At 47.0% G+C, this 20,108-nt stretch carries 18 protein-coding genes and 1 pseudogene; 7 read left to right on the top strand and 12 right to left on the bottom strand.

Features of this window, described 5'->3' with window-relative positions:
- Positions 1-205 precede the first annotated feature (205 nt).
- Positions 206-1,060, top strand: a complete 855-nt coding sequence (locus FTT63_RS12670; RefSeq protein WP_104494872.1) for a DMT family transporter — start codon at positions 206-208, stop codon at positions 1,058-1,060.
- Here FTT63_RS12670 and FTT63_RS12665 read toward each other — a convergent pair.
- Together FTT63_RS12665 and nfsB are read right to left on the bottom strand one after the other, a co-directional pair.
- Positions 1,023-1,256: a hypothetical protein gene (locus FTT63_RS12665; protein ID WP_168407073.1), complete on the bottom strand. Its 234-nt coding sequence runs from the start codon at positions 1,254-1,256 to the stop codon at positions 1,023-1,025. The two genes, FTT63_RS12670 and FTT63_RS12665, sit on opposite strands and share 38 nt — an antisense overlap.
- Before the next feature lie 97 nt (positions 1,257-1,353).
- Positions 1,354-2,007, bottom strand: coding sequence for an oxygen-insensitive NAD(P)H nitroreductase (gene nfsB, locus FTT63_RS12660; protein WP_180192383.1), 654 nt, complete (start codon positions 2,005-2,007; stop codon positions 1,354-1,356).
- A 248-nt stretch (positions 2,008-2,255) separates the two neighbouring features.
- Here nfsB and hpaI point away from each other — a divergent pair, with 248 nt between their 5' ends.
- Positions 2,256-3,050: a 4-hydroxy-2-oxoheptanedioate aldolase gene (gene hpaI / locus FTT63_RS12655; protein WP_075166833.1), complete on the top strand. Its 795-nt coding sequence runs from the start codon at positions 2,256-2,258 to the stop codon at positions 3,048-3,050.
- Between the two features lie 63 nt (positions 3,051-3,113).
- Here hpaI and FTT63_RS12650 read toward each other — a convergent pair whose 3' ends face one another.
- A complete protein-coding gene (locus tag FTT63_RS12650; RefSeq protein WP_016659048.1) occupies positions 3,114-3,833 on the bottom strand; it encodes a UDP-2,3-diacylglucosamine diphosphatase in 720 nt (239 codons plus the stop codon).
- A 57-nt stretch (positions 3,834-3,890) separates the two neighbouring features.
- The gene (locus tag FTT63_RS12645; RefSeq protein WP_005178561.1) at positions 3,891-4,400 is read right to left on the bottom strand and encodes a peptidylprolyl isomerase; all 510 of its coding nucleotides are present in this window, start codon (positions 4,398-4,400) and stop codon (positions 3,891-3,893) included.
- Between the two features lie 166 nt (positions 4,401-4,566).
- Here FTT63_RS12645 and FTT63_RS12640 point away from each other — a divergent pair, with 166 nt between their 5' ends.
- The gene (locus FTT63_RS12640; protein WP_016659047.1) at positions 4,567-6,291 is read left to right on the top strand and encodes a glutamine--tRNA ligase/YqeY domain fusion protein; all 1,725 of its coding nucleotides are present in this window, start codon (positions 4,567-4,569) and stop codon (positions 6,289-6,291) included.
- 141 nt (positions 6,292-6,432) lie between these two features.
- Here the strand turns inward: FTT63_RS12640 and FTT63_RS12635 are convergent, their stop codons facing one another.
- On the bottom strand, positions 6,433-6,963 hold the full coding sequence (locus FTT63_RS12635) for a lecithin retinol acyltransferase family protein (protein WP_016659043.1): 531 nt from the start codon (positions 6,961-6,963) through the stop codon (positions 6,433-6,435).
- A gap of 84 nt (positions 6,964-7,047) precedes the next feature.
- Here FTT63_RS12635 and FTT63_RS12630 point away from each other — a divergent pair, with 84 nt between their 5' ends.
- Complete coding sequence (locus tag FTT63_RS12630) at positions 7,048-7,896, top strand: phosphodiester glycosidase family protein (RefSeq protein ID WP_168407075.1); 849 nt, start codon at positions 7,048-7,050, stop codon at positions 7,894-7,896.
- On the opposite strand, the gene FTT63_RS12625 is transcribed toward FTT63_RS12630, so the two are convergent.
- From FTT63_RS12625 to putA, 4 genes are all read right to left on the bottom strand, one after another.
- Positions 7,883-8,137, bottom strand: a complete 255-nt coding sequence (locus tag FTT63_RS12625) for a hypothetical protein (protein WP_045795440.1) — start codon at positions 8,135-8,137, stop codon at positions 7,883-7,885. The two genes, FTT63_RS12630 and FTT63_RS12625, sit on opposite strands and share 14 nt — an antisense overlap.
- Positions 8,138-8,303: 166 nt before the next feature.
- The gene (locus FTT63_RS12620; protein ID WP_005178553.1) at positions 8,304-8,528 is read right to left on the bottom strand and encodes a hypothetical protein; all 225 of its coding nucleotides are present in this window, start codon (positions 8,526-8,528) and stop codon (positions 8,304-8,306) included.
- Positions 8,529-8,771: 243 nt separating this feature from the next.
- A complete protein-coding gene (trmA, locus tag FTT63_RS12615; protein ID WP_180192382.1) occupies positions 8,772-9,854 on the bottom strand; it encodes a tRNA (uridine(54)-C5)-methyltransferase TrmA in 1,083 nt (360 codons plus the stop codon).
- A gap of 252 nt (positions 9,855-10,106) precedes the next feature.
- Positions 10,107-13,859: a trifunctional transcriptional regulator/proline dehydrogenase/L-glutamate gamma-semialdehyde dehydrogenase gene (gene putA / locus FTT63_RS12610; RefSeq protein WP_180192381.1), complete on the bottom strand. Its 3,753-nt coding sequence runs from the start codon at positions 13,857-13,859 to the stop codon at positions 10,107-10,109.
- Between the two features lie 120 nt (positions 13,860-13,979).
- On the opposite strand from putA, the gene FTT63_RS12605 reads away from it, so the two are divergent.
- The gene (locus FTT63_RS12605) at positions 13,980-14,471 is read left to right on the top strand and encodes an Lrp/AsnC ligand binding domain-containing protein (protein WP_218954014.1); all 492 of its coding nucleotides are present in this window, start codon (positions 13,980-13,982) and stop codon (positions 14,469-14,471) included.
- 93 nt (positions 14,472-14,564) lie between these two features.
- Here the strand turns inward: FTT63_RS12605 and putP are convergent, their stop codons facing one another.
- On the bottom strand, positions 14,565-16,073 hold the full coding sequence (putP, locus tag FTT63_RS12600) for a sodium/proline symporter PutP (RefSeq protein ID WP_104489216.1): 1,509 nt from the start codon (positions 16,071-16,073) through the stop codon (positions 14,565-14,567).
- A 424-nt stretch (positions 16,074-16,497) separates the two neighbouring features.
- Here putP and aspA point away from each other — a divergent pair, with 424 nt between their 5' ends.
- A complete protein-coding gene (gene aspA, locus FTT63_RS12595; protein WP_016659035.1) occupies positions 16,498-17,946 on the top strand; it encodes an aspartate ammonia-lyase in 1,449 nt (482 codons plus the stop codon).
- An 89-nt stretch (positions 17,947-18,035) separates the two neighbouring features.
- Here aspA and FTT63_RS12590 read toward each other — a convergent pair whose 3' ends face one another.
- Together FTT63_RS12590 and FTT63_RS12585 are read right to left on the bottom strand one after the other, a co-directional pair.
- Entirely contained in the window at positions 18,036-18,740 is a 705-nt protein-coding gene (locus tag FTT63_RS12590; RefSeq protein ID WP_163170190.1) for an NAD-dependent deacylase, read from the bottom strand.
- Complete coding sequence (locus FTT63_RS12585; RefSeq protein WP_127801448.1) at positions 18,733-19,692, bottom strand: LysR substrate-binding domain-containing protein; 960 nt, start codon at positions 19,690-19,692, stop codon at positions 18,733-18,735. The genes FTT63_RS12590 and FTT63_RS12585 overlap by 8 nt, the downstream gene beginning before the upstream one ends.
- A 247-nt stretch (positions 19,693-19,939) precedes the next feature.
- Between FTT63_RS12585 and FTT63_RS12580 the strand changes: the two are divergent.
- A pseudogene (locus tag FTT63_RS12580) lies at positions 19,940-20,108 on the top strand (acyl-CoA dehydrogenase); the annotation flags it as partial.

The raw sequence follows: 20,108 nt of genomic DNA, 5'->3' as shown, positions 1-20,108 counted from the left end.
TGGAGAAATCTAATCGGTATGTTATACCTGAGAGAAGAGTGAGGAGTTATCCAAGGGTTGTAAAAGGAAAACCTCAAAAATACCCAAGAAAAAGCCAGTCAATCTCTTAACTGACTGGCATTACACATTGCGTGGGCTTTTCTGTATCTGAACCGCTATAGTGCAGCAGAGCAGATCACATAATGCATATAAATAAGAGTAGATCATGGAACTGATTTTAGCAGCGGCCATTTGTAGTGTGGTGGTGTCGATTCTCTTGAAAGTCGCAAAGAACCGCGGCTATTCACCTTTGCAGATGATCAGCTGGAATTATGCCTCGGCCAGTGTGCTGTGTTTTTGGTGGTTTCAGCCTAATGTACAACAGCTGTCCCTCACCGACACGCCGTGGCTGCTGATTCTGGCTTTAGGGGTATTATTGCCAAGCGTATTCCTGTTTTTAGCCAAAGCATTACAAACTGCCGGAATTTTAAAAACCGAAATTGCCCAGCGGCTGTCGGTGGTGCTGTCTTTAACTGCGGCCTATTTTATTTTCCAGGAACAGTTTAATAGCCTGAAAATTGTCGGGATTGCGTTGGGGATTGCAGCGGTACTGTGTATTTTATATTCGCATCGTGGCGGTGCATCGTCCGCCCAGGCGGGTATGCTGTATTTGGCTTTGGTCTGGGTCGGTTATGCGCTGATTGATGTGTTGCTGAAATACACTACCGGTTTAGGCCTGCAGTTTGCGCTGGTATTGAACCTAATGTTCATCTGCGCTTTTATTTTATCGTTGGGGTATATTCTGATTCAGCACAAAAGCTGGGGCAGTGGCAAAAATATAGTGGCCGGCTTAATTTTGGGGATGCTGAATTTTGCCAATATCGCGTTTTATGTCAAGGCGCATATGGCTTTAAAAGATTCACCGGCGGTTGTATTTGCCGGCATGAATATTCTGGTGGTAATTTTAGGGGTAATCAGCGGTTTGCTGTTCTTTAAAGAAAAATTAAAACCCAGCACCGCCATTGGGCTGGGGCTGGGCATCATTAGTGTGATGTGTTTAGCTTATGCGATGACGGCTTGAATTTGATGAAGCTGGCAGCAAAAATCAGCGGATGTTTGATCAGGTCCTGAAGTTCGGCAATGCCCAGTAACAGACCGGCTTTCTGGCAGCTCGGACAATGAGGATAATGGTGTTTTTCCTGCTGATATTGATGCAAATACAGTTTATTGCATTGACGACATTCAAACTTCATTGGGAGCTGGGCAAGGATAGACATCTTTCTTCTCCGGTCTATTATTATTGTGTTGTGAAAGGGAAAGCAAAAATCAGGCCGAAATCAGGGACTTTCGTCCCTGTATTATGTAATGTAGTTCTTACAATTTGGTGAAAATTTCATCTTTATTCAGGCGTGACTTGGGAAGTTTAGCATTAAAGTCCTGCTCACTGCGATAGCCCAAGGTCAGCAGCACCGATGGAATTAAACCCTTGTCCTGTAATTCTAGTTCTTCCGTCAGAATCTGTTCATTAAAGCCGCCAATCGGGGTGGCATCTACACCTTCAATACCGGCAGCCAGTAACATCTGACCCAAGGCAATAAAGGTCTGGTTTTCGGCCCAGCGCTGAATATCACCTTTTTCATTGCGGTAATAATCCACATATCCGCTACGGCTGTCTTTCTGGCCCTGCTTGGCGCTGGCATCTTTAAAACGGCCGCTGACATCATCCTGCTGCAACAAATTGTCCAGATGCTCATCGCTAATATCGGCTTTGGTGCAGAACAAAATGGTGTGGGAAGAATCTAAGACTTTAGGCGCATTGTAGGCATATTTCCCGACCAGGGCTTTGGCAATGCGCTGCTTGGCTGCATCATGCTCGGCAATAAAAAAATGCCAGGGCTGGATATTAATAGAAGAGGGGGTAAAACGGAGAATTTCGAGAAAGCGTTCAAACTGCTCTTGAGTAATTTTTTTTTCAGGATCATAGGCTTTGGTGGTATAGCGGCTGCGTACGACGTCGAGCAAATCCATAAAGATACTCCAGCAATAAGGATAAATTGAGAAAGGCTGAACCTTCAGCATCATACGCCATTTTGATGGCTTTGATGGCATATTCGCTGCAATTTTATTGTCAAAATTAACCTTAAAATGTGCTCATCGTATTTTCAGTTATTGCCCGATTAAGTGTTAAATCAAATCACAACAGCGGTTTTGAATATTGGCAATTTTTAAAAATCGGCATTTAATGGAGACAGGTGTGGACTATAGCGAGCCTGTCGATGGACTATCGTAATCACTTTAAACATAAATTAAAAACCCAGCAGCAGATTGGTTTATGGGTCGGTCTGGCCGATGCCTATGGCACTGAAATTGCGGCGAATGCCGGTTATGACTGGTTGCTGATTGATGGGGAACATGCGCCCAGTGATTTAAGAACCACACTGGCCCAGCTGCAAAGTATTGCGGCCTATCCGTCACAGGCGGTGGTCCGTCCGCCAATTGGCAGTGTGCAGCTTATTAAACAGTTGCTGGATATTGGCGCACAAACCTTATTGATTCCGATGGTGGAAACCGTGGAGCAGGCCGAACTGATGGTTAAAGCAGTGCGTTATCCACCGGAAGGGATTCGCGGTGTAGGTGCGGCTTTGGCACGTGCCACACGCTGGAACAGTATTCCGGATTATTATGCCACAGCACATGAAAATATCTGTTTGCTGATTCAGATTGAGTCAGTTACAGGGCTGGAAAATCTGGATAACATCTTAAAAGTCGAGGGCATTGATGGGGTATTTATTGGCGCAGTAGATTTATCTGCCACTATGGGTTATGAAGGCAATCCGAACCATCCTGACGTGCAAAACGCAGTGGTTGATGCAATTCAACGAATTCGCGCATCGGGTAAAGCGGCCGGGATTTTATCGACTCAACATGACGTGACGCAAAAATATATTGAACTGGGTACCGAATTTGTCGCTGTCGGTGTCGATACCAGCGTATTAATGAATTCCTTGCGTGAGCTGCTGGCCAAATATAAAACCGGAGCGAGCTGGGTAAAACCTGAAGGGGGGTATTAAGCGGTCATTATTAACCTGACAGATGATGCATGAGGTGGGGATTTATAGTCATCCACCTGCTGCTTAATAGGTCCAGCGTTTCAGTTGCAGGTGAGTGGTAGGCTGTTCAGGATCAATTTCCAGAATCAGTGCCTCATGCGCACGCCAGTCCCCCAGCACAATCCGCTTTTTGCCATTCAGCTCATGGATGGCTGGTCGATGGGTATGACCATGAATCAGTACATCCACCTCGGCCAAAGCCTGCGTTACCGCAGCCGGATTCACATCCATCACTTCATACGATTTAACTTCTTTAGAAGCGCGGCTTTGTTTGCGAAAACCGTTGGCCAGTTTGCTGCGAAATGACAGCGGAGTTTTTCTTAACAGACGCAGCACGAGCGGATGACGGATAACTTTTTTAAAGCGCTGATAGGATACATCATCGGTGCACAAGGCATCGCCATGTTCCAGACGATAGCGGGTCTGGCCAATAGTGAGGGTGTCAATTTCAGGTAATAATTGCCCGTTAAACTGCTGTAAAAAAACCTCATGCAGTGCGAAATCGCGGTTGCCGACCTGAAAATACAGCTGATTGCCTGCGGCATTAAACTGTTTTAAAGCGCTGACAATTTCATCCAGCCAAGGGGCGGTGTAGTCATCGCCAATCCAGGCATTGAACCAGTCGCCTAAAATATACAGCTGGGTGTTTTGATCCTGATAAGCACGTAATAAATCTAAAAACCCCCGAACGAGTCGAGGGTGATCAGGTGACAAATGTAAATCTGAAATAAACAGATAGGTCACAATCTTTTCCTTGGAATCTCCCAACGCCCTTAAATAACGGGAGGTTGAGAGGGATTCTTATTCAGAAATGATCTTGGCAGATTCAATCACCACATTTTCTAGTGGAACATCAGCGTGGTAACCACGGTTGCCTGTACGTACGCCTTTGATTTCAGCAACTACATCCATACCTTCAACTACTTTACCAAATACGGCATAACCCCAACCTTGTGCAGTTTTGCCCGTGTGGTTCAGGAAGGAGTTGTTTTTCACATTAATGAAGAATTGAGCAGATGCAGAGTGCGGAGCCTGGGTACGCGCCATTGCAATGGTCCCTTCGTCATTGCTCAGACCGTTGTCTGCTTCGTTTTCGATTGAATCACGGGTTGCTTTCTCTTTGAAGTTTTCATCAAAGCCGCCGCCTTGAATCATGAAACCATCGATGACACGGTGGAAAATTACGCCATCATAGAAACCGTCACGAACGTATTGAAGGAAGTTCTCAGCAGTTTTAGGTGCTTTTTCAGTGTTAAGCTCAAGAACAATACGACCTTTGTTGGTGTTTAATTCGACTTGAGGAAAACTCATTGTGTTATCTCCTAATCATGGACAAAAAAGCCATGGGTTTTTTGGTTGAGAGAAGCATAAGCAAACTGTAAACTACAAGGCAAGTAAAAACGTTATTTTCTTTGTTAAAAAGTGGGAATAGCGTTTTAATTATCCTAAATTTTTATCTAGAAGTGATTTATTAACTATGAAGCCGAATGATGCTGTTTCATCTCTGCCTAACACCCCGACACCAAGTAACCATGCCTCTGTCGATGCTGCGCAGCAAGAACAACAGCCGGGCTTAGATTTTGTGCGTCAGGTCATTACCGATGATCTGGCAGCAGGCCGTACTGAAAAAGTGATCACACGTTTTCCACCAGAACCGAACGGTTACTTACATATTGGTCACGTGAAAGCAATTTGCCTGAATTTCGGGATTGCCGAAGAATTTAACGGTTTATGTAACTTACGTTTTGACGATACCAACCCGGATGCCGAAGAACAAGAATATGTAGATGGTATTGCCAACGACGTGAAATGGTTGGGCTTTAACTGGAATGGCGAGCCACGCTATGCGTCGAGCTATTTTGACCAGTTGTATAGCTGGGCGGTGCAGTTAATTGAACAGGGTGATGCCTATGTCGATTTGCAAACTCCTGAAGAAATCAAGCTGAATCGTGGTTCATTTGTCGAGCCGGGTAAAAACTCACCATACCGTGATGCGTCTGTAGAAGACAACCTGGCGCGTTTTGAACAGATGCGTAATGGTGCGCTGGGCGAAGGTCAGGCGGTATTGCGTGCCAAAATTGATATGGCATCGCCAAACGTACATATGCGTGACCCAATTTTGTACCGTGTGCTACATTCCGAGCATCACCAGACCGGTGACAAATGGAAAATGTACCCAATGTACGACTATGCGCATCCATTATCCGATGCGATTGAAGGCATTACTCATTCACTGTGTACGCTTGAATTCCAGGATCACCGTCCGTTCTATGACTGGGTGGTGGAAAAGGTAAAATCAGCGGCGGTACCACGTCAGTATGAATCCAGCCGTTTAAACGTCGATTACACCATTACCTCAAAGCGTAAGCTGCGCCGTCTGGTGGAAGGTGGTTTTGTTAAGGGTTGGGACGACCCGCGTATGCCAACTGTAGTCGGTATGCGTCGTCGTGGCTTTACTCCGGAAGGCTTGCGTGATTTCTGTAAGCGTGTTGGTGTGTCGAAATCTGACGGGATTGTCGATGTGGCAATGCTGGAATACTGCATCCGTCAGTCGCTAGAAAATACCGCAGCGCGTGGTATGGCCGTGCTGAATCCATTAAAAGTGACGTTAACCAATCTGCCAGCAGAAATGGATCTGACTCATTCGCGTCATCCAAACGTAGATATGGGCGAGCGTGTCATTCCGCTAACCTCTGAAATCTATATTGACCGTAAAGATTTCGAAGAAGAGCCACCGAAAGGCTTTAAACGTCTGATTCCGGGCGGTGAAGTGCGTTTACGTCATGCTTATGTGATCAAGTGCGACGAAATCATTAAAGATGACAAGGGTGAAATTATTGAGCTGAAATGTTCAATCGACCCTGAAACTTTAGGTAAGAATCCGGAAGGCCGTAAAGTAAAAGGCGTGATTCACTGGGTATCTGCCACTAAAGGCGTGAAAGCTGAAGTGCGTATTTACGACCGTCTGTTCACCGAATCTGACCCAGAAGTCGGCGATGACTTCCTGGCGAATCTGAATCCGGACTCATTGAAAGTGGTACAAGCGGTTATTGAGCCGGCTTTAGCGCAAGCGCAAGCAGAAGATCGTTTCCAGTTTGAACGTGAAGGTTATTTCGTGGCAGATCAGTATGATCATTCCAGCGAAACGCCAGTGTTTAACCGTATTCTGGACTTAAAAGACAGCTTCAAACCGGGCAAATAAAAGCGCATTTTGCTAGATGATTGAAAAAGCCTGCTGGACTCAGCGGGCTTTTTTATGCGGTGTTGAAAATGGAAAGTAAACGTTGAAAGGAAGTAGCACGTTAAATTAAAAAAAAATTTGATTTACAGATGATCCGGTGTGTTATTTCTTTTCATCGTGTTTATAAAACAGATGGGTCGGCATCTGCATTTTGGCTTTGTCGCGCAATTTCTTTTTAATATACAGCACCAGGGCAAAACAGGTGGTGGTCAGGGTCAGCATCATGCTGTTCATATAGCTCATTAAGGAGCTGACATAACCAATGGTGGTTAAGCGGTTCATCATCCGGAAGACTTGCGGACTGCTTTCCACGCCGGTAATGGCCCAGGTGCATAAATGTTCGCAGTTATTGATAATCAGGTGATAATTATTTTCATGCATCCGTGAACGCATCCGGCGCACCACTTTACGGCCTTTATATTTGGGTTGATCATAATGCTGCACATGCACCGGTTTGCCATGACTGAACTTGTCCAGGCTGGTGATTTCAATCGGATGTTTTTTAAATAAATGTGCAAAACCGGAATAATGAATGACACGACCACGTCCAGCATAAATCCCGTGGTGGGTATAGCCGAAATGTTTGACAATCAGATGCGCCCCTAAAGGGAACCGTGTGTTCTGCTTGAGCATTGTGACATTAGTAAAGTGACAGATGTATTTTAAAGCTCTAGTGTACTGCTTCTTGACACAAGAATCGACAGGGTGGCGACACGAATGGCTGAATTATACAACGATGAACAGGGAACAGATGCAATGAAAAAGTTAGGACAGTACTTTGCGCAAGTCACGGCCAAGCCGCTGTTAAAACTGCTGATTCTGCTGGGTGCTTGCAGTGCAAACTGGGCACAGGCACAGCCGCAAATCTACAGCTGGCAGCTGAAACATACGCTGGGTGATTTTGATGTCACGGAAATCCGATCAATGGCGCAGCTGAAGCTGGTATTAAAGAATACAGCACAGCAGCCCTATCGTTATTTCACTGCGCTCCAGGATGATCTGCAACCGTGCCAGCAGCTGGAATTTGCCATGAATGCCGGGATGTTCCATGCCGATTATGCACCCGTCGGCCTGTATATTGAAGAGGGCAAGAGGGTAAGCCAGTTAAATACCCAGACCCAAGGCTGGGGCAATTTTCTGATTCAGCCGAATGGGGTACTGGCCTGGGACAAGCAGCCACTGTTGATGATCACCCAGCAGTATCAGCAGGCCAATGTGCAACCGAAATATGCCACCCAATCTGGCCCGATGCTGGTGATTGACGGAAAAATTAACCCAAACTTTATTCCGGATTCCGATTCCAGAAAAATCCGCAATGGCGTTGGGCTGAAAGACGCCACCCTGTATTTTGTGATCAGCCAGCAGCCAATAAATTTTTATGACTTTGCCCGGCTGTTTCAGCAGCAGCTTAAGACACCGAATGCGCTGTACTTGGATGGTTCAGTATCTTCTGTGTATATTGCGGCCTTAAAACGCCATCGCCAGTACCGCGCAGTTGGCCCGATGCTGGCGTATATTGATGATTCAGCCTGCGCGACTGAGCCAGAAAAATCTACTGGCCAATAATGCCCAGGGTCTGGGTTTGCTGGCTGCAGAGGCGTTTGGCATCTTCAGTCGACATTTCTTTGATTCCGGCCTCAAACTGTTTTTTCTGGAATTGACGTTGTTCTTCCGAAAGCCCCATTTTTGTGCTCAAGCTGTCCATCTTGTCCCAGGCTTCTTCACATTCTGCCGGCATACGGTCGCAGCCTGTGAGGGCCAGGCAGAGCAGTGGAAGGGTAAGAGCGCCGATCATTTTGTTGTTCATCATGGTGTCCTTATTGTTATGTATTGAATTAAAAATACGATCAAGACTGATCTAAGCCCTTGAGAATACATGAAAAAAATGTCAAAACTAAGAAATCTGATTAAAATCAGACCAATAAAAAAGGCACCTAGAAATTCTAAATGCCTTTTTCTGTGGTCAGACTCTGCTATTGCAGGGGTAAATGTTGAAGTTCATTCAACTCTTTACGGCTATAGCCGCGCGAAGCGAGAACCTTTTTAATACCGATAATCACATCTTCATCTGTCGCTTTTGCTAAAGCTTCAAGAAGCTGTTCATTTGTCTTACAAGAGCAATCATTTTCAACACAAGCAATCTGATTCTTATGCTCGTTTTGCTGTTCCTGAGCGAACAGCTTTTGCCAAAAACTCATAGAGCCTTCATTTGCAACCTAACATAGCTCGAAATATAGCCAATTTAAAAATTAATGCAAGTCGACTAAAGTGATAAAAGCAGCAAACAGACTCTAGAAATTTCGATAGCTTGTAACAGTTTAAACGTAATTATGATGGCTATAAGCCTTGATTATAACTAAGTTGCTTATTTTTATAAGAAAAAAGGAAGATTAAAAAATCTTCCTTTTCGGACTGAATAATATAATTTGAAACAAATTGTTTTAGATCTTTTCCAGTAAGACACCAGATTCCACATGATGGGTATAAGGGAATTGGTCAAACAGGGCAAATTGGGTGATCTTGTGGGTGCTGGTCAAAGTCTGCAAATTGTCATGCAGCGTATCCGGATTACAGGAGATATAAATAATCCGCTCAAAACGTTGTAGCAGTTTTAAGGTTTCGGCATCAATACCGGCACGTGGTGGGTCCACAAACACGGTGTCAAACTGATAGCTGGACATCTCAATGCCGGCTTCCTGCAAACGGCGGAATTCACGCTCGCCATTGTAGGCCTGGGTAAATTCTTCGGCAGATAAACGCGCCACCTGAATATTGTCAATCTGGTTCTGCTCAATATTCCACTGCGCCGCATAAACTGAAGATTTGGCCAGTTCTGTGGCTAAGACGCGATTAAAACGGGTCGACAGCGGCAGGGTAAAGTTACCATTGCCACAGTACAGCTCTAACAGGTCCTGATTGGCGTGTCCGGCGGCTGTACAGGCCCATTCCAGCATGTGCTGGCAAACGCGCGCATTCGGCTGGGTAAAGCTGCTTTCAATCTGTTTGTATTGATACTGGCGTTCAAAGACTTGCAGTTCTTCCACCACAAACTCATCGCTCAGTACCAGTTTCTGGCCACGGCTCCGGCCAATAATTTTAATCTGCAGTTGCTCGGCCAGCTGTTTGGCCAGCGCTTCCCACTCTGCAGTTAATGGACAGCGATAAATCAGTGAAACCAGCATTTCACCTTTTAAGGTTGCCAGAAAATGCACTTCAAACAGGCGATTGGATAACAGCGGTTCTGCTTTTAAGGCATTCAGCAGTACCGGCATTAACTGGTTGATGCTAGCATCAGCAATTGGAAATTCATCAATTCGAATGACTTTTTTGTTCTGCTGCTCATCGCGTTCAAACATGGCATAAAACAGGTCATCTTCGGTATGCCAAATCCGGAATTCTGCACGCATACGGAAATGCTGTTCAGGCGAGGCAAACACCTCCAGTGCTGGAGGATTAAATTCGGCAAACTGTGCAGAAATACGTGCAACTTTGGCATCAAGTTGTTGCTGATAAGATGAAGTCATATGCAGTAAAAATCACAAACCCATTGAAACAGGGGATGGTAACAAAGTTTCAGGCAGATGCCTAAAGATATTCTGTGCAAACCTTAAATTGCGGTAGCGTGACGGGAGAAATCGAGCTTCGGCTCAACAGATCGGCAGATTAAAGCCGGGAAATAGATCACTTGCGAGAGCAAAGATAAAAAAAGCCAAACCAACAGAGACCAGGGAGAGTTGGTTTGGCAAAGAGGAATAACACCATGAAAAGGGGTGGCTTTAATCCAGCGTCATCAGGCTGGCGTTCCCTCCGGCCGCAGCAGTATTAATGCTGATGGCCCGTTCAATCACCAGACGTTCCAGCGGAATTTTCGGATCATTCGGTTTAAGATGGCTGATGCCGACAATTGCCCCGGCACGCTGCGCTACCGTTTGCTGTAATTCCAGCAATTGTACCGAACTACCATGATGCAGCACTGCATCGTAATCGCCATGCAGCAGGTCTGGGATCACGCGAATCCGCTGGGCAATCTCTGGCGGCATTTTCGGCAGATATTTCAGCATGAAGCGGTTTTCTGCCAGAACCACCGGCTGACTGCCGACTGCAAAAATTGCCAGTAACTGATGAATCTGATCCAGCTCCTGTTCAGCCAGGGATAGCACGGCATGACGTGGCAAAATCGTATACTGGTTACTTTCACCGGTTGGACCAGTCAGGTTAAAACTCTGACCCGTGGCAATTTTCTCCGGTAGTTGAATCAGCTGCTGCGGGAACTCGGCCTGTACCCAGTCCACCAATTGGTTATACAGGGCAGGCATTGCTGCTGGATGCTGAGCCTGCGCCGCAAATGGTTGAGCCAGCTTTTTCTGCGAGCAGTATTGCATTAAGCGGTAGAGATACAGTGGTCCACCGGCCTTAGGTCCAGTCCCGGACAGGCCTTCGCCGCCAAAAGGTTGCACCCCGACCACAGCACCGACAATATTACGGTTGATATACAGGTTGCCGACCTCGGCTTGGGCAATCACGCTATGAATGGTTTCATCAATACGGGTATGCAAGCCCATGGTCAGGCCATAACCTTTGGCATTGATTTGCGCCAGCAGTTGATCAAGCTGTCCATAACGGTAGCGAATCACATGCAGTACCGGGCCAAACACTTCGCGCTCCAGATCATCCAGATGCGGCAGTTCAATCAGCGTTGGTGGTACAAAAGTGCCGTGTTGCAAGCTTGCATCGCTTTGCTTATTCCACATCAACTGATGCACCGGATAGCCCTTAATGCGCATTTTTTCAATATGACGCTCAATATTGTTCTGCGCTTCCAGGTCAATCACCGGACCAATGTCGGTTTTTAGCACATAAGGATTACCGACGCGCAACTGTTGCATGGCACCTTTGAGCATGGTCAGTACCGTGTCGGCATTATCTTCCTGCACACATAAAATCCGAAGGGCAGAGCAGCGTTGTCCGGCACTGTCGTAAGCAGAGCTGACCGCATCCAGAATCACCTGTTCAGTCAGGGCTGAAGAATCGACAATCATGGCGTTTTGTCCGCCGGTTTCCGCAATCAGTGGAATGGCACTACCAGTCTGGCTTAAACGTTTGGCCACGGTCTGATTCAGGATTTTGGCGACTTCAGTCGAGCCGGTAAACATAATCCCCTGAATCCGTTCATCCTGACTTAGCTGCGCACCGACCGTTTCACCGCGTCCCGGTAGCAGTTGCAGTACATTTTTCGGAATGCCGGCATCCCATAAAATCTGCACCGCTTGTGCTGCAATCAGCGGGGTCTGCTCGGCCGGTTTGGCCAGAACGGTATTGCCAGCCACCAGTGCCGCGGCAATCTGGCCGCTAAAAATCGCCAGCGGGAAATTCCACGGGCTGATACACAGCACCGGCCCTAGCGGAATGATCTGGGTATTGATGTCCAGATCACGCATTTGCGCGGCATAGTAGCGCAGGAAATCAATTGCTTCACGCACTTCGGCAATGGCATTGGCATAGGTCTTGCCACTTTCGCGGCAGAGGAGCAGCATGAGCGGTTGCAGGCGTGCCTGCATTAAATCGGCAGCACGTTCCAGACATTGTGCGCGTTCATGTTTGGAAATATTGGCCCAGACGGCTTGTGCCTGTACGGCATTTCCCAGCGCCTGATTGACTTGTGCTGCTGTGGCTTCCTGTACATGACCAACAATATCCTGATGCTGCGCCGGGTTTAAAATCGCGTGTACATCGGCACTGTCTTCGGCGGTTAAGCCTTCACCCATCGGCTGGGCAGTCCATTGATGCTGATGCAGATTCTGCGCGGTTGCATTTAATGCCGCCAAGTCCCGATCATTGGCTAAGTCCAGTCCAGCAGAGTTGTCGCGCTGCACGCCATATAACTCATGCGGTAAGGGAATCGCCGGATGTTTCTGGCCGACTTTCTGTTCCTGTTGAGCTGTGGCTAAAATGGTCTGATGCGGATTTTCGATCAGATCTTCAATGTTTAGGGTCTTATCGGCAATACGGTTGACGAAAGAGGTATTGGCACCATTTTCCAGCAAACGACGCACCAGATAGGCTAGCAGGGTTTCATGGTTACCGACCGGCGCATAAATACGGCACGGCACACCGAGTTTCTGCTGCTGTTTCGAGCCGACCACATTTTCATACAATGGCTCGCCCATACCATGCAGACACTGGAATTCGTATTGGCCAGCGTAGTAACGCGCTGGATCGGCCAGATGATAAATCGTGGCCAGCGTCTGGGCATTGTGAGTCGCAAACTGTGGATAAATCTGTTCCGGTGCCGCCAGTAATTTTTTCGCACAGGCAATATAGGACAGATCGGTATGCACTTTACGGGTAAACACTGGATAATCCGACATGCCATCAATTTGCGCTTTCTTGATTTCGCTGTCCCAATAGGCGCCTTTCACCAGACGGATCATCAGGCGTTTCTGGCTGCGTTTGGCCAGATCGACCACATAATCTACCACATAGAAGCAGCGTTTCTGGTAGGCCTGAATCACAAAGCCAATGCCTTTCCAGTTATCCAGTGCCGGTTCAAAACACAGACGTTCCAGCAGCTCTAAGGACATTTCCAGTCGTTCAGATTCTTCGGCATCAATATTCAGGCCAATATTATAGTCCTTGGCCAGCACAGCCAGTTGCAGCACCTTGTCATACAGTTCGGTATGCACGCGGTCAATTTGAGCACGCTGATAACGTGGATGCAGGGCAGAGAGCTTGATCGAAATCCCCGGACCGGTATAAACATCTTTATCTTTAGAGGCCTGGCCAATGGCATGGATGGCATTTTGATAGTCATCAAAATAACGCTCTGCATCGTGTTCGGTCAGGGCCGCTTCACCGAGCATGTCATAAGAATAACGGAAACCTTTTTCTTCTAACGGTTCGGCATGTTGCAGGGCTTCGCTAATGGTTTCACCAGTCACGAACTGCTCACCCATCATCCGCATCGCCACATCTACCGCTTTACGGATAATACCACGGCCACTGCGCGCCAGCAGGCCAGTCAGAATACCGCTTAAGCTGTTCTGTTTCGGGGTTTCCATCAGCTTGCCGGTCAGCATTAAGCCCCAGGCGGCAGCATTTACAAACATCAGGTTACTTTGACCTAAATGCTCTTTCCAGTTGCCCTGGTTGATCTTGTCGCGGATCAGCAGATCACGGGTTGCGGTATCAGGAATACGTAATAGCGCTTCGGCCAGACACATCAGGGCGATGCCTTCTTGTGAAGAGAGGGAGAACTCTTGCAACAGGCCTTGCACCAGACCGGCTTTACCGCTGGAATTTTTACGTTCACGCAGGGAGTGGGCCAGCTGAAAAGCCAGCTCATAAATCTGGCTGTTCAGTGCATCAGGAATTTCACTGTGCTCGAGTAAATGGCTGACACATTCACTTTCAGGGCGACGCCATGCGGTATTGATGGTAATTTCTGCCTCATTTTTTTCTTTGAATTCAGTGATGTAATCCAAATGCGGTTTTGCGTCGTCGAAATGGGTTTCGCTATCCATCATGTTCATGCCAACATCCTGTGACGATATATTTTAGTTGAACGGTGTACCTTATATAATTTATGATCACAGAAAATATGCCGAATAACTCACTATAATTTTTGTTATTTTTAGAGATAAATACGGATTATGAATGGAGTGATGAGTCTAGATCGCACTGACATTAAAATTCTGGATATTCTGCAAAAAGATGGCCGGATTTCAAATATTAAACTGGCCGAAGCCGTCAATTTATCGCCAACTGCTGCGCTGGCACGGGTGCAGAAACTGAGTAAAGATGGTTTTATTCTGGGCTATGAAGCCAAGCTGAATCCGGAGTTGCTGAATAGCAGTTTTGTGGTATTTGTGGAAATTCTGCTGGATAAAACCACGCCGAATGTACTGGAGGAATTTTCAGATGCGATTTTGCAGCATCCGGAAATTGTGGAATGTCACATGATTAGTGGTGGTTTCGATTTTGTAGTCAAAATCCGCTGCGCCAATATGGAAGAATTCCGTAAGATTTCCGGGCAAATTTTATGGCAGTTGCCGGGGGTGAAAGAAACCCGCAGTTATCCGGTGATGGAAGTGATTAAGGAAAGCTCGCAGCTAAAACTGAAATATCAGCACAAGGCCAAATAAACCGTCATCTTTGTCTGTATTTTCCGTTAAAACCCAAAAGGAGCCGAAGCTCCTTTTTTTATGGATGATCAATCAATTCGGTAGATTGCTGTGCTAGCTGTTCATTTCCTGCATGGCTTTTTTGTACTCGGCATCTGACTGTTCAAAGCGTTCAATCACCTCTGTACTTGGTGCCCGGTCGAGCAGACTGACTATTACAATACTCAGACTGGCCAGAATAAAGCCGGGAATAATCTCATAGAGTCCGGTATCGGCCATGACATTTTTCCAGACAATCACGGTCATCGCACCGACTAGCATCCCGGCAATCGCGCCTTTCAGGGTCATGCGTTTCCAGAACAGCGACAGAATAATGAGAGGACCAAAAGCCGCGCCAAATCCGGCCCAGGCATAGGCCACCAGCCCCAGGACTTTACTCGATGGATTGCTGGCCAGCCAGATTGCCAGCATTGCAATCAACAGCACCATAAAACGGCCGACCCAGACCAGCTCTTTTTGTGAGGCATTTTTGCGTAAAAAGGCTTTGTACAAATCTTCAGTTAAGGTACTGGAGCAGACCAGTAACTGACAGCTGAGCGTACTCATCACCGCGGCTAGAATGGCGGCCAGAATAATCCCGGCAATCCACGGATTAAACAGGATTTTGGTCAGCTCCATAAACACGGTTTCCGGGTTCTGATTCACCACAGTCGCCAGTTCTGGAAATTGCTGGAAATAGGCAATGGCAATGAAACCGGCACCAACTGCGCCGCCCAGACAGAGAATCATCCAGCTCATACCAATTTTACGCGCCGCCGGAATGGTTTTGACCGAATCGGCTGCCATAAAGCGAACCAGAATATGCGGTTGTCCAAAATAGCCTAAGCCCCATGCCAAAGAAGATAAAATAGCAATAAAACTTAAACCGGACAGCATCTGCGTGGCATGTGGGCGCGCAGTTTCCAGTAACAGACCAATCTGCTGGCTATGATCACCCAGTGCCAGATAGGTCATGATGGGGGTAATCAGCAGGGCAAAAATCATCAGCCCGGCCTGGAAGGTATCGGTCCAGCTAATCGCCAGGAAGCCGCCAATACAGACATAGCTGATGGTGGCTATCGCGCCAATCCACAGCGCCGTGGTATAGGACCAGCCAAACAGGCTTTCAAATAAACGCGCACCGGCCACCATGCCGGATGCACAGTAAATCGCGAAAAATACCAGAATCACCAGTGCTGAACTGACGCGCAGAATTTTCTTGCGGTCGCCAAAACGGCTGGTGAAATAATCCGGCAGGGTCAGGGCATTGTTTTGTACTTCGGTATGAACCCGCAAACGCCCGGCGACCAGAAGCCAGTTTAACCATGCACCAATAATCAGGCCAATGGCGATCCAGGCTTCAGATAATCCGGCCAGATAGATTGCACCGGGTAAACCCATCAGCAGCCAGCCGCTCATATCCGATGCGCCGGCAGAAAGCGCAGTCACCACGCTGCCCAGACTGCGGCCCCCAAGAATATAATCCGAGAAATCTGTGGTGGCCTTGTAGGCATACAGCCCGATACCGATCATGGCCACGATATAAAATATAAAGGTAATTAATGTGGGATTCAGTTGACTCATATGCCCATCCTTTGTCTGTAAGTGTTCATCCATCCGAGATGATTTTTTGCGCATTTTTTCAAGGAGCTGATTCAAGCATGGAATTAAAATTACGTTCTGTAACATTTCGACGGGATTTATAGCGGTCTTGTGTTGCAGTTTGTAGCTTTAGATACAATTGCAAAAATGGCTGCAATGAGCGGAAAATTATTAAGTCAAAATTTTGAATAAAGCGGTGAATATTTTTATTTTTGCAAATATGGAGAGAATCTGTTAAATCTGGCTTAAAAATGGAGTAAATTTACATTATGTTACATCCAGTACATTCAGAAAGAATGTGTAATTAAATATTTCAAAAAGCGTATCAATCTTGTGTAGTTTCAGGCTGGCACAGGTTTAAGATTTTCTTATGCACAATATTGGTGCGAAATAGTGAGTAAACAGTGTGATTACGGTTCAGACAGAGAAAACAAGAATAGAGCATGATTTGCTAGGTGCTAAAGAAGTGCCGGCAGACAGTTATTATGGTATTCATACCTTGCGTGCCTTGGAGAACTTCCAGATCTCTAATCAGCAGGTCGGTGAAAACCTGCATTTCATTCGTGCTTTGGCGCAAGTGAAAAAGGCATCTGCGCAAACCAATTTACAGTTTGAGAAAATCTCCCCGCAGGTGGCTGAGGCGATTCAGTATGCCTGTGACCAGCTGATTGAACAGCCTGCTGCATGGCGTGCGCATTTTCCTTTAGATGTTTATCAGGGCGGTGCCGGAACGTCGATTAATATGAACAGCAATGAGGTGATTGCCAATATCGCCTTAGAACATCTGGGGCTGGAAAAAGGCAGTTATTTTTCCATTCATCCAAATGATCATGTTAATAAGTCGCAATCGACCAATGATGTCTATCCAACAGCCTTGCGTTTAGCGACTTATTACAGTCTGGATGATCTGTTCGTGCAGATGCGTAACCTGATTGACAGTTTCTACAAGAAAGTAGCTGAATTTCAGTATGTATTAAAAATGGGCCGGACCCAGCTGCAAGATGCCGTGCCGATGACCTTGGGGCAGGAGTTCCGTGCCTTTGCCACCTTGTTAAAAGAAGATTTAAAACTGATTGACCGGACCCGTCAGCTGTTGCTGGAAATTAACCTCGGTGCTACCGCGATTGGTACGGGCGTGAATACCCCCAAAGGTTATGCCCAGGAAGCGGTGCAGGCTTTAAAAGAGATTAGCGGCTTGCCATTAATTGGCGCAGAAGATTATGTTGAAGCCACCAGCGACTGTGGGGTTTTCATCATTTTATCCAGCACACTGAAACGTCTGGCAGTGAAATTATCGAAAATCTGTAATGACCTGCGTTTATTAAGTTCTGGCCCGCGTACCGGTCTGGGGGAAATCCGTTTACCGGAGTTACAGGCCGGTTCTTCGATCATGCCCGCCAAGGTCAATCCGGTCATTCCGGAAGTGGTGAACCAGATTGCCTTTAAAGTGATTGGCAATGACCTGACCGTGACCATGGCAGCCGAAGCCGGGCAGTTGCAGTTAAATGTAATGGAACCGGTGATTGCTGTGTCGATTCATGAATCCATCCAGTTATTGACTCAGGCCATGAAAAGTCTGGATGAGAAATGTATTCAGGGTATTCAGGCCAATGAACAGGCCTGCCATGATGCGGTGATGCGTAGCGTCGGTATTGTCACTTTGCTTGACCCGATTCTAGGTCATGCCAAATGTGATGAAATCGGGAAACTGTGTATTGCTGAAAACAAAACCATTCAGCAGGTGGTACTGGAGCAGGAATTACTGACTCAGGAACAGCTGGATGAAATTTTTGCCCTGCATAATCTGGTCAGTGAGGTAACACCACCGGAAGCAGTTTTTGCCCAAGTCAGCTAAGACACTGATTGCTTCAGTAAAACAGCAAAGGCTCAAGGTCATATATTGGTTTTGAGCCTTTTGTGTTTGGCCGATGGTTTTGATTCAACTTACAGGGTCGCCAGCAGACGTGGCTTTAACTGTGCCAAACCTTGGGTTGCAGTGGCGGCAATACATTCATATTGCGCCGGTAAACGCTGCTGATTGGCTTTCGGGTCAATATAATAGGCCTGACAATTGGCCGGAATTTCATGAACCAGACCAGCCACCGGGTAGACCGCCAGACTGCTGCCAATCACAATAAAAATGTCGGCATCCTGTACCCATTCAATCGCCTGTGCATAGGCAGGTACCGCTTCACCAAACCAGACCACGTGTGGCCGTAGCGGATAACCCGCATCACAGACATCGCGTTCCAAATCCAGCTCGGCGCCTTCAATCGGGTAAAAGCGGGTAGTGGTTTGTGCATCGGGACCGGAGGTTTTGGCCAGCCGGATATTGCCATGCAAATGTAATACCTGCTGGCTACCGGCACGTTCATGCAGATCATCAATATTCTGGGTAATAACAGCCACATCAAAATACTGTTCCAGTTCGGCAATCAATTGATGCGCCGCGTTGGGCTGGGCATTCAGAATATTTTTGCGCCGTTCATTATAAAAACGCTGCACCAGCGCCGGATTTTTGGCCCAGGCTTCCGGCGTGGCCACATCTTCCACCCGATGCTGTTCCCACAATCCATCACTATCACGGAAGGTATTAATCCCGCTTTCGGCGCTCATTCCGGCACCGGAGAAAACAATCAGTTTAGGCATAGGCAGATTCCTGTGTGGCGATACTGTGCGTGACTTCCTGTTGCATCCATTCTACAAATTTCTGAATTAAAACTGAATTTTCCTGACTAGAATGTACCAGATAATAGGAGCGCCGGCCGCTGAGCTGCTGATCTGAGGCCAGTACCAGTTCACCGCTGGTTAATTCCTGCTGAATCAACATTTGCGGGATGAGTGCCATGCCCATGCCATGACTGGCGGCCACAGCCAGCATCGAAAACAGTTCATGACGCTGTCCATCATACGGATGGGCATGCTCAATCTGCTGGGTCTGGAACCATTCCTGCCAGATGGTCGGTCGTGTGGTTTGCTGTAATAAGGGCAGTTGCTGTAATTGTTCAGCAGCCAGGTTATAACCATAGCGATGGCTTTTTTGTGCCGCAGGAAAATGCCGGGCAATCAGCTGCGGTGAGCACACCGGCACCACATCTTCCTTCATTAAAAAATGGGTGTGGATTCCGGGCCAATGATCAATCTGCTGCTGCGTGCCCGCATAAATGGCCGCATCAAAAATATTTTCATTAAATAAAAACGGCTTGGTGCTGGTTTCCAAATGGATGGTAATTTCCGGATAGCGCTGGTTAAAACGATGCAGCTTCGGCACCAGCCAGCGCGTGGCAAAGGTCGGTACTACGCCCAGCTTTAAGGTGCCGCCTAATCCTTTATGCGACATCACATCGAGCGTGCTTTGCTCCAGCCCCAGTAAATAGGGTTTGATACTTTTATAATAATGCTGTCCTGCAGGCGTCAGCTCGACCCCATGCCGGGTCCGGATAAACAGGCTTAAGCTAAGAAATTCTTCCAGCTGCTGGATTTGCCGGGAAACCGCACTCTGGGTAATAAACAGCTCTTGCGAGGCATGGGTATAACTGCAATGTTTGGCTGCCGACTCAAAGCAGAGCAAGGCCTGTAAAGAGGGAATATTACGCCGCATTTCAGATCATCCTTTATCTGCACAGGTATTTGAAAATAGCATAGATGAAGGCGCTATGATCGCCAATTTGGTTATTTTTTATTGTTTCTTCACAGGTTTTAACGCGATGCGCAGCTCCAGTATGAATATGCTTATTTAAGATATACGGAGAATGCATATCTGCATTAAAAAATCTCGTTTGAAAATATTATTTTTCACACATAGTATCAACACAAACAACGAGAACATTATTCAGGCAGAGGAAGCTATGAATCAAATGGTAAATTCACATTCAGGCCGTAAAGTACATTTTGACTGGCAAGACCCATTCCTGCTGGAGCAGCAGCTGACTGCAGAAGAACGCATGATCCGTGATACTGCTGCGGCCTATTGTCAAGACAAGCTGATGCCACGTGTATTAGAACAGTTCCGTCATG

It is taken from the genome of Acinetobacter sp. C15 (genome assembly GCF_013420645.1).
In the GTDB taxonomy this organism is placed as follows: Bacteria; Pseudomonadota; Gammaproteobacteria; order Pseudomonadales; family Moraxellaceae; genus Acinetobacter; species Acinetobacter indicus.
The sequence above is the reverse complement of the archived record's forward strand: the minus strand, read 5'-3'. Positions and strand labels throughout refer to the sequence as shown.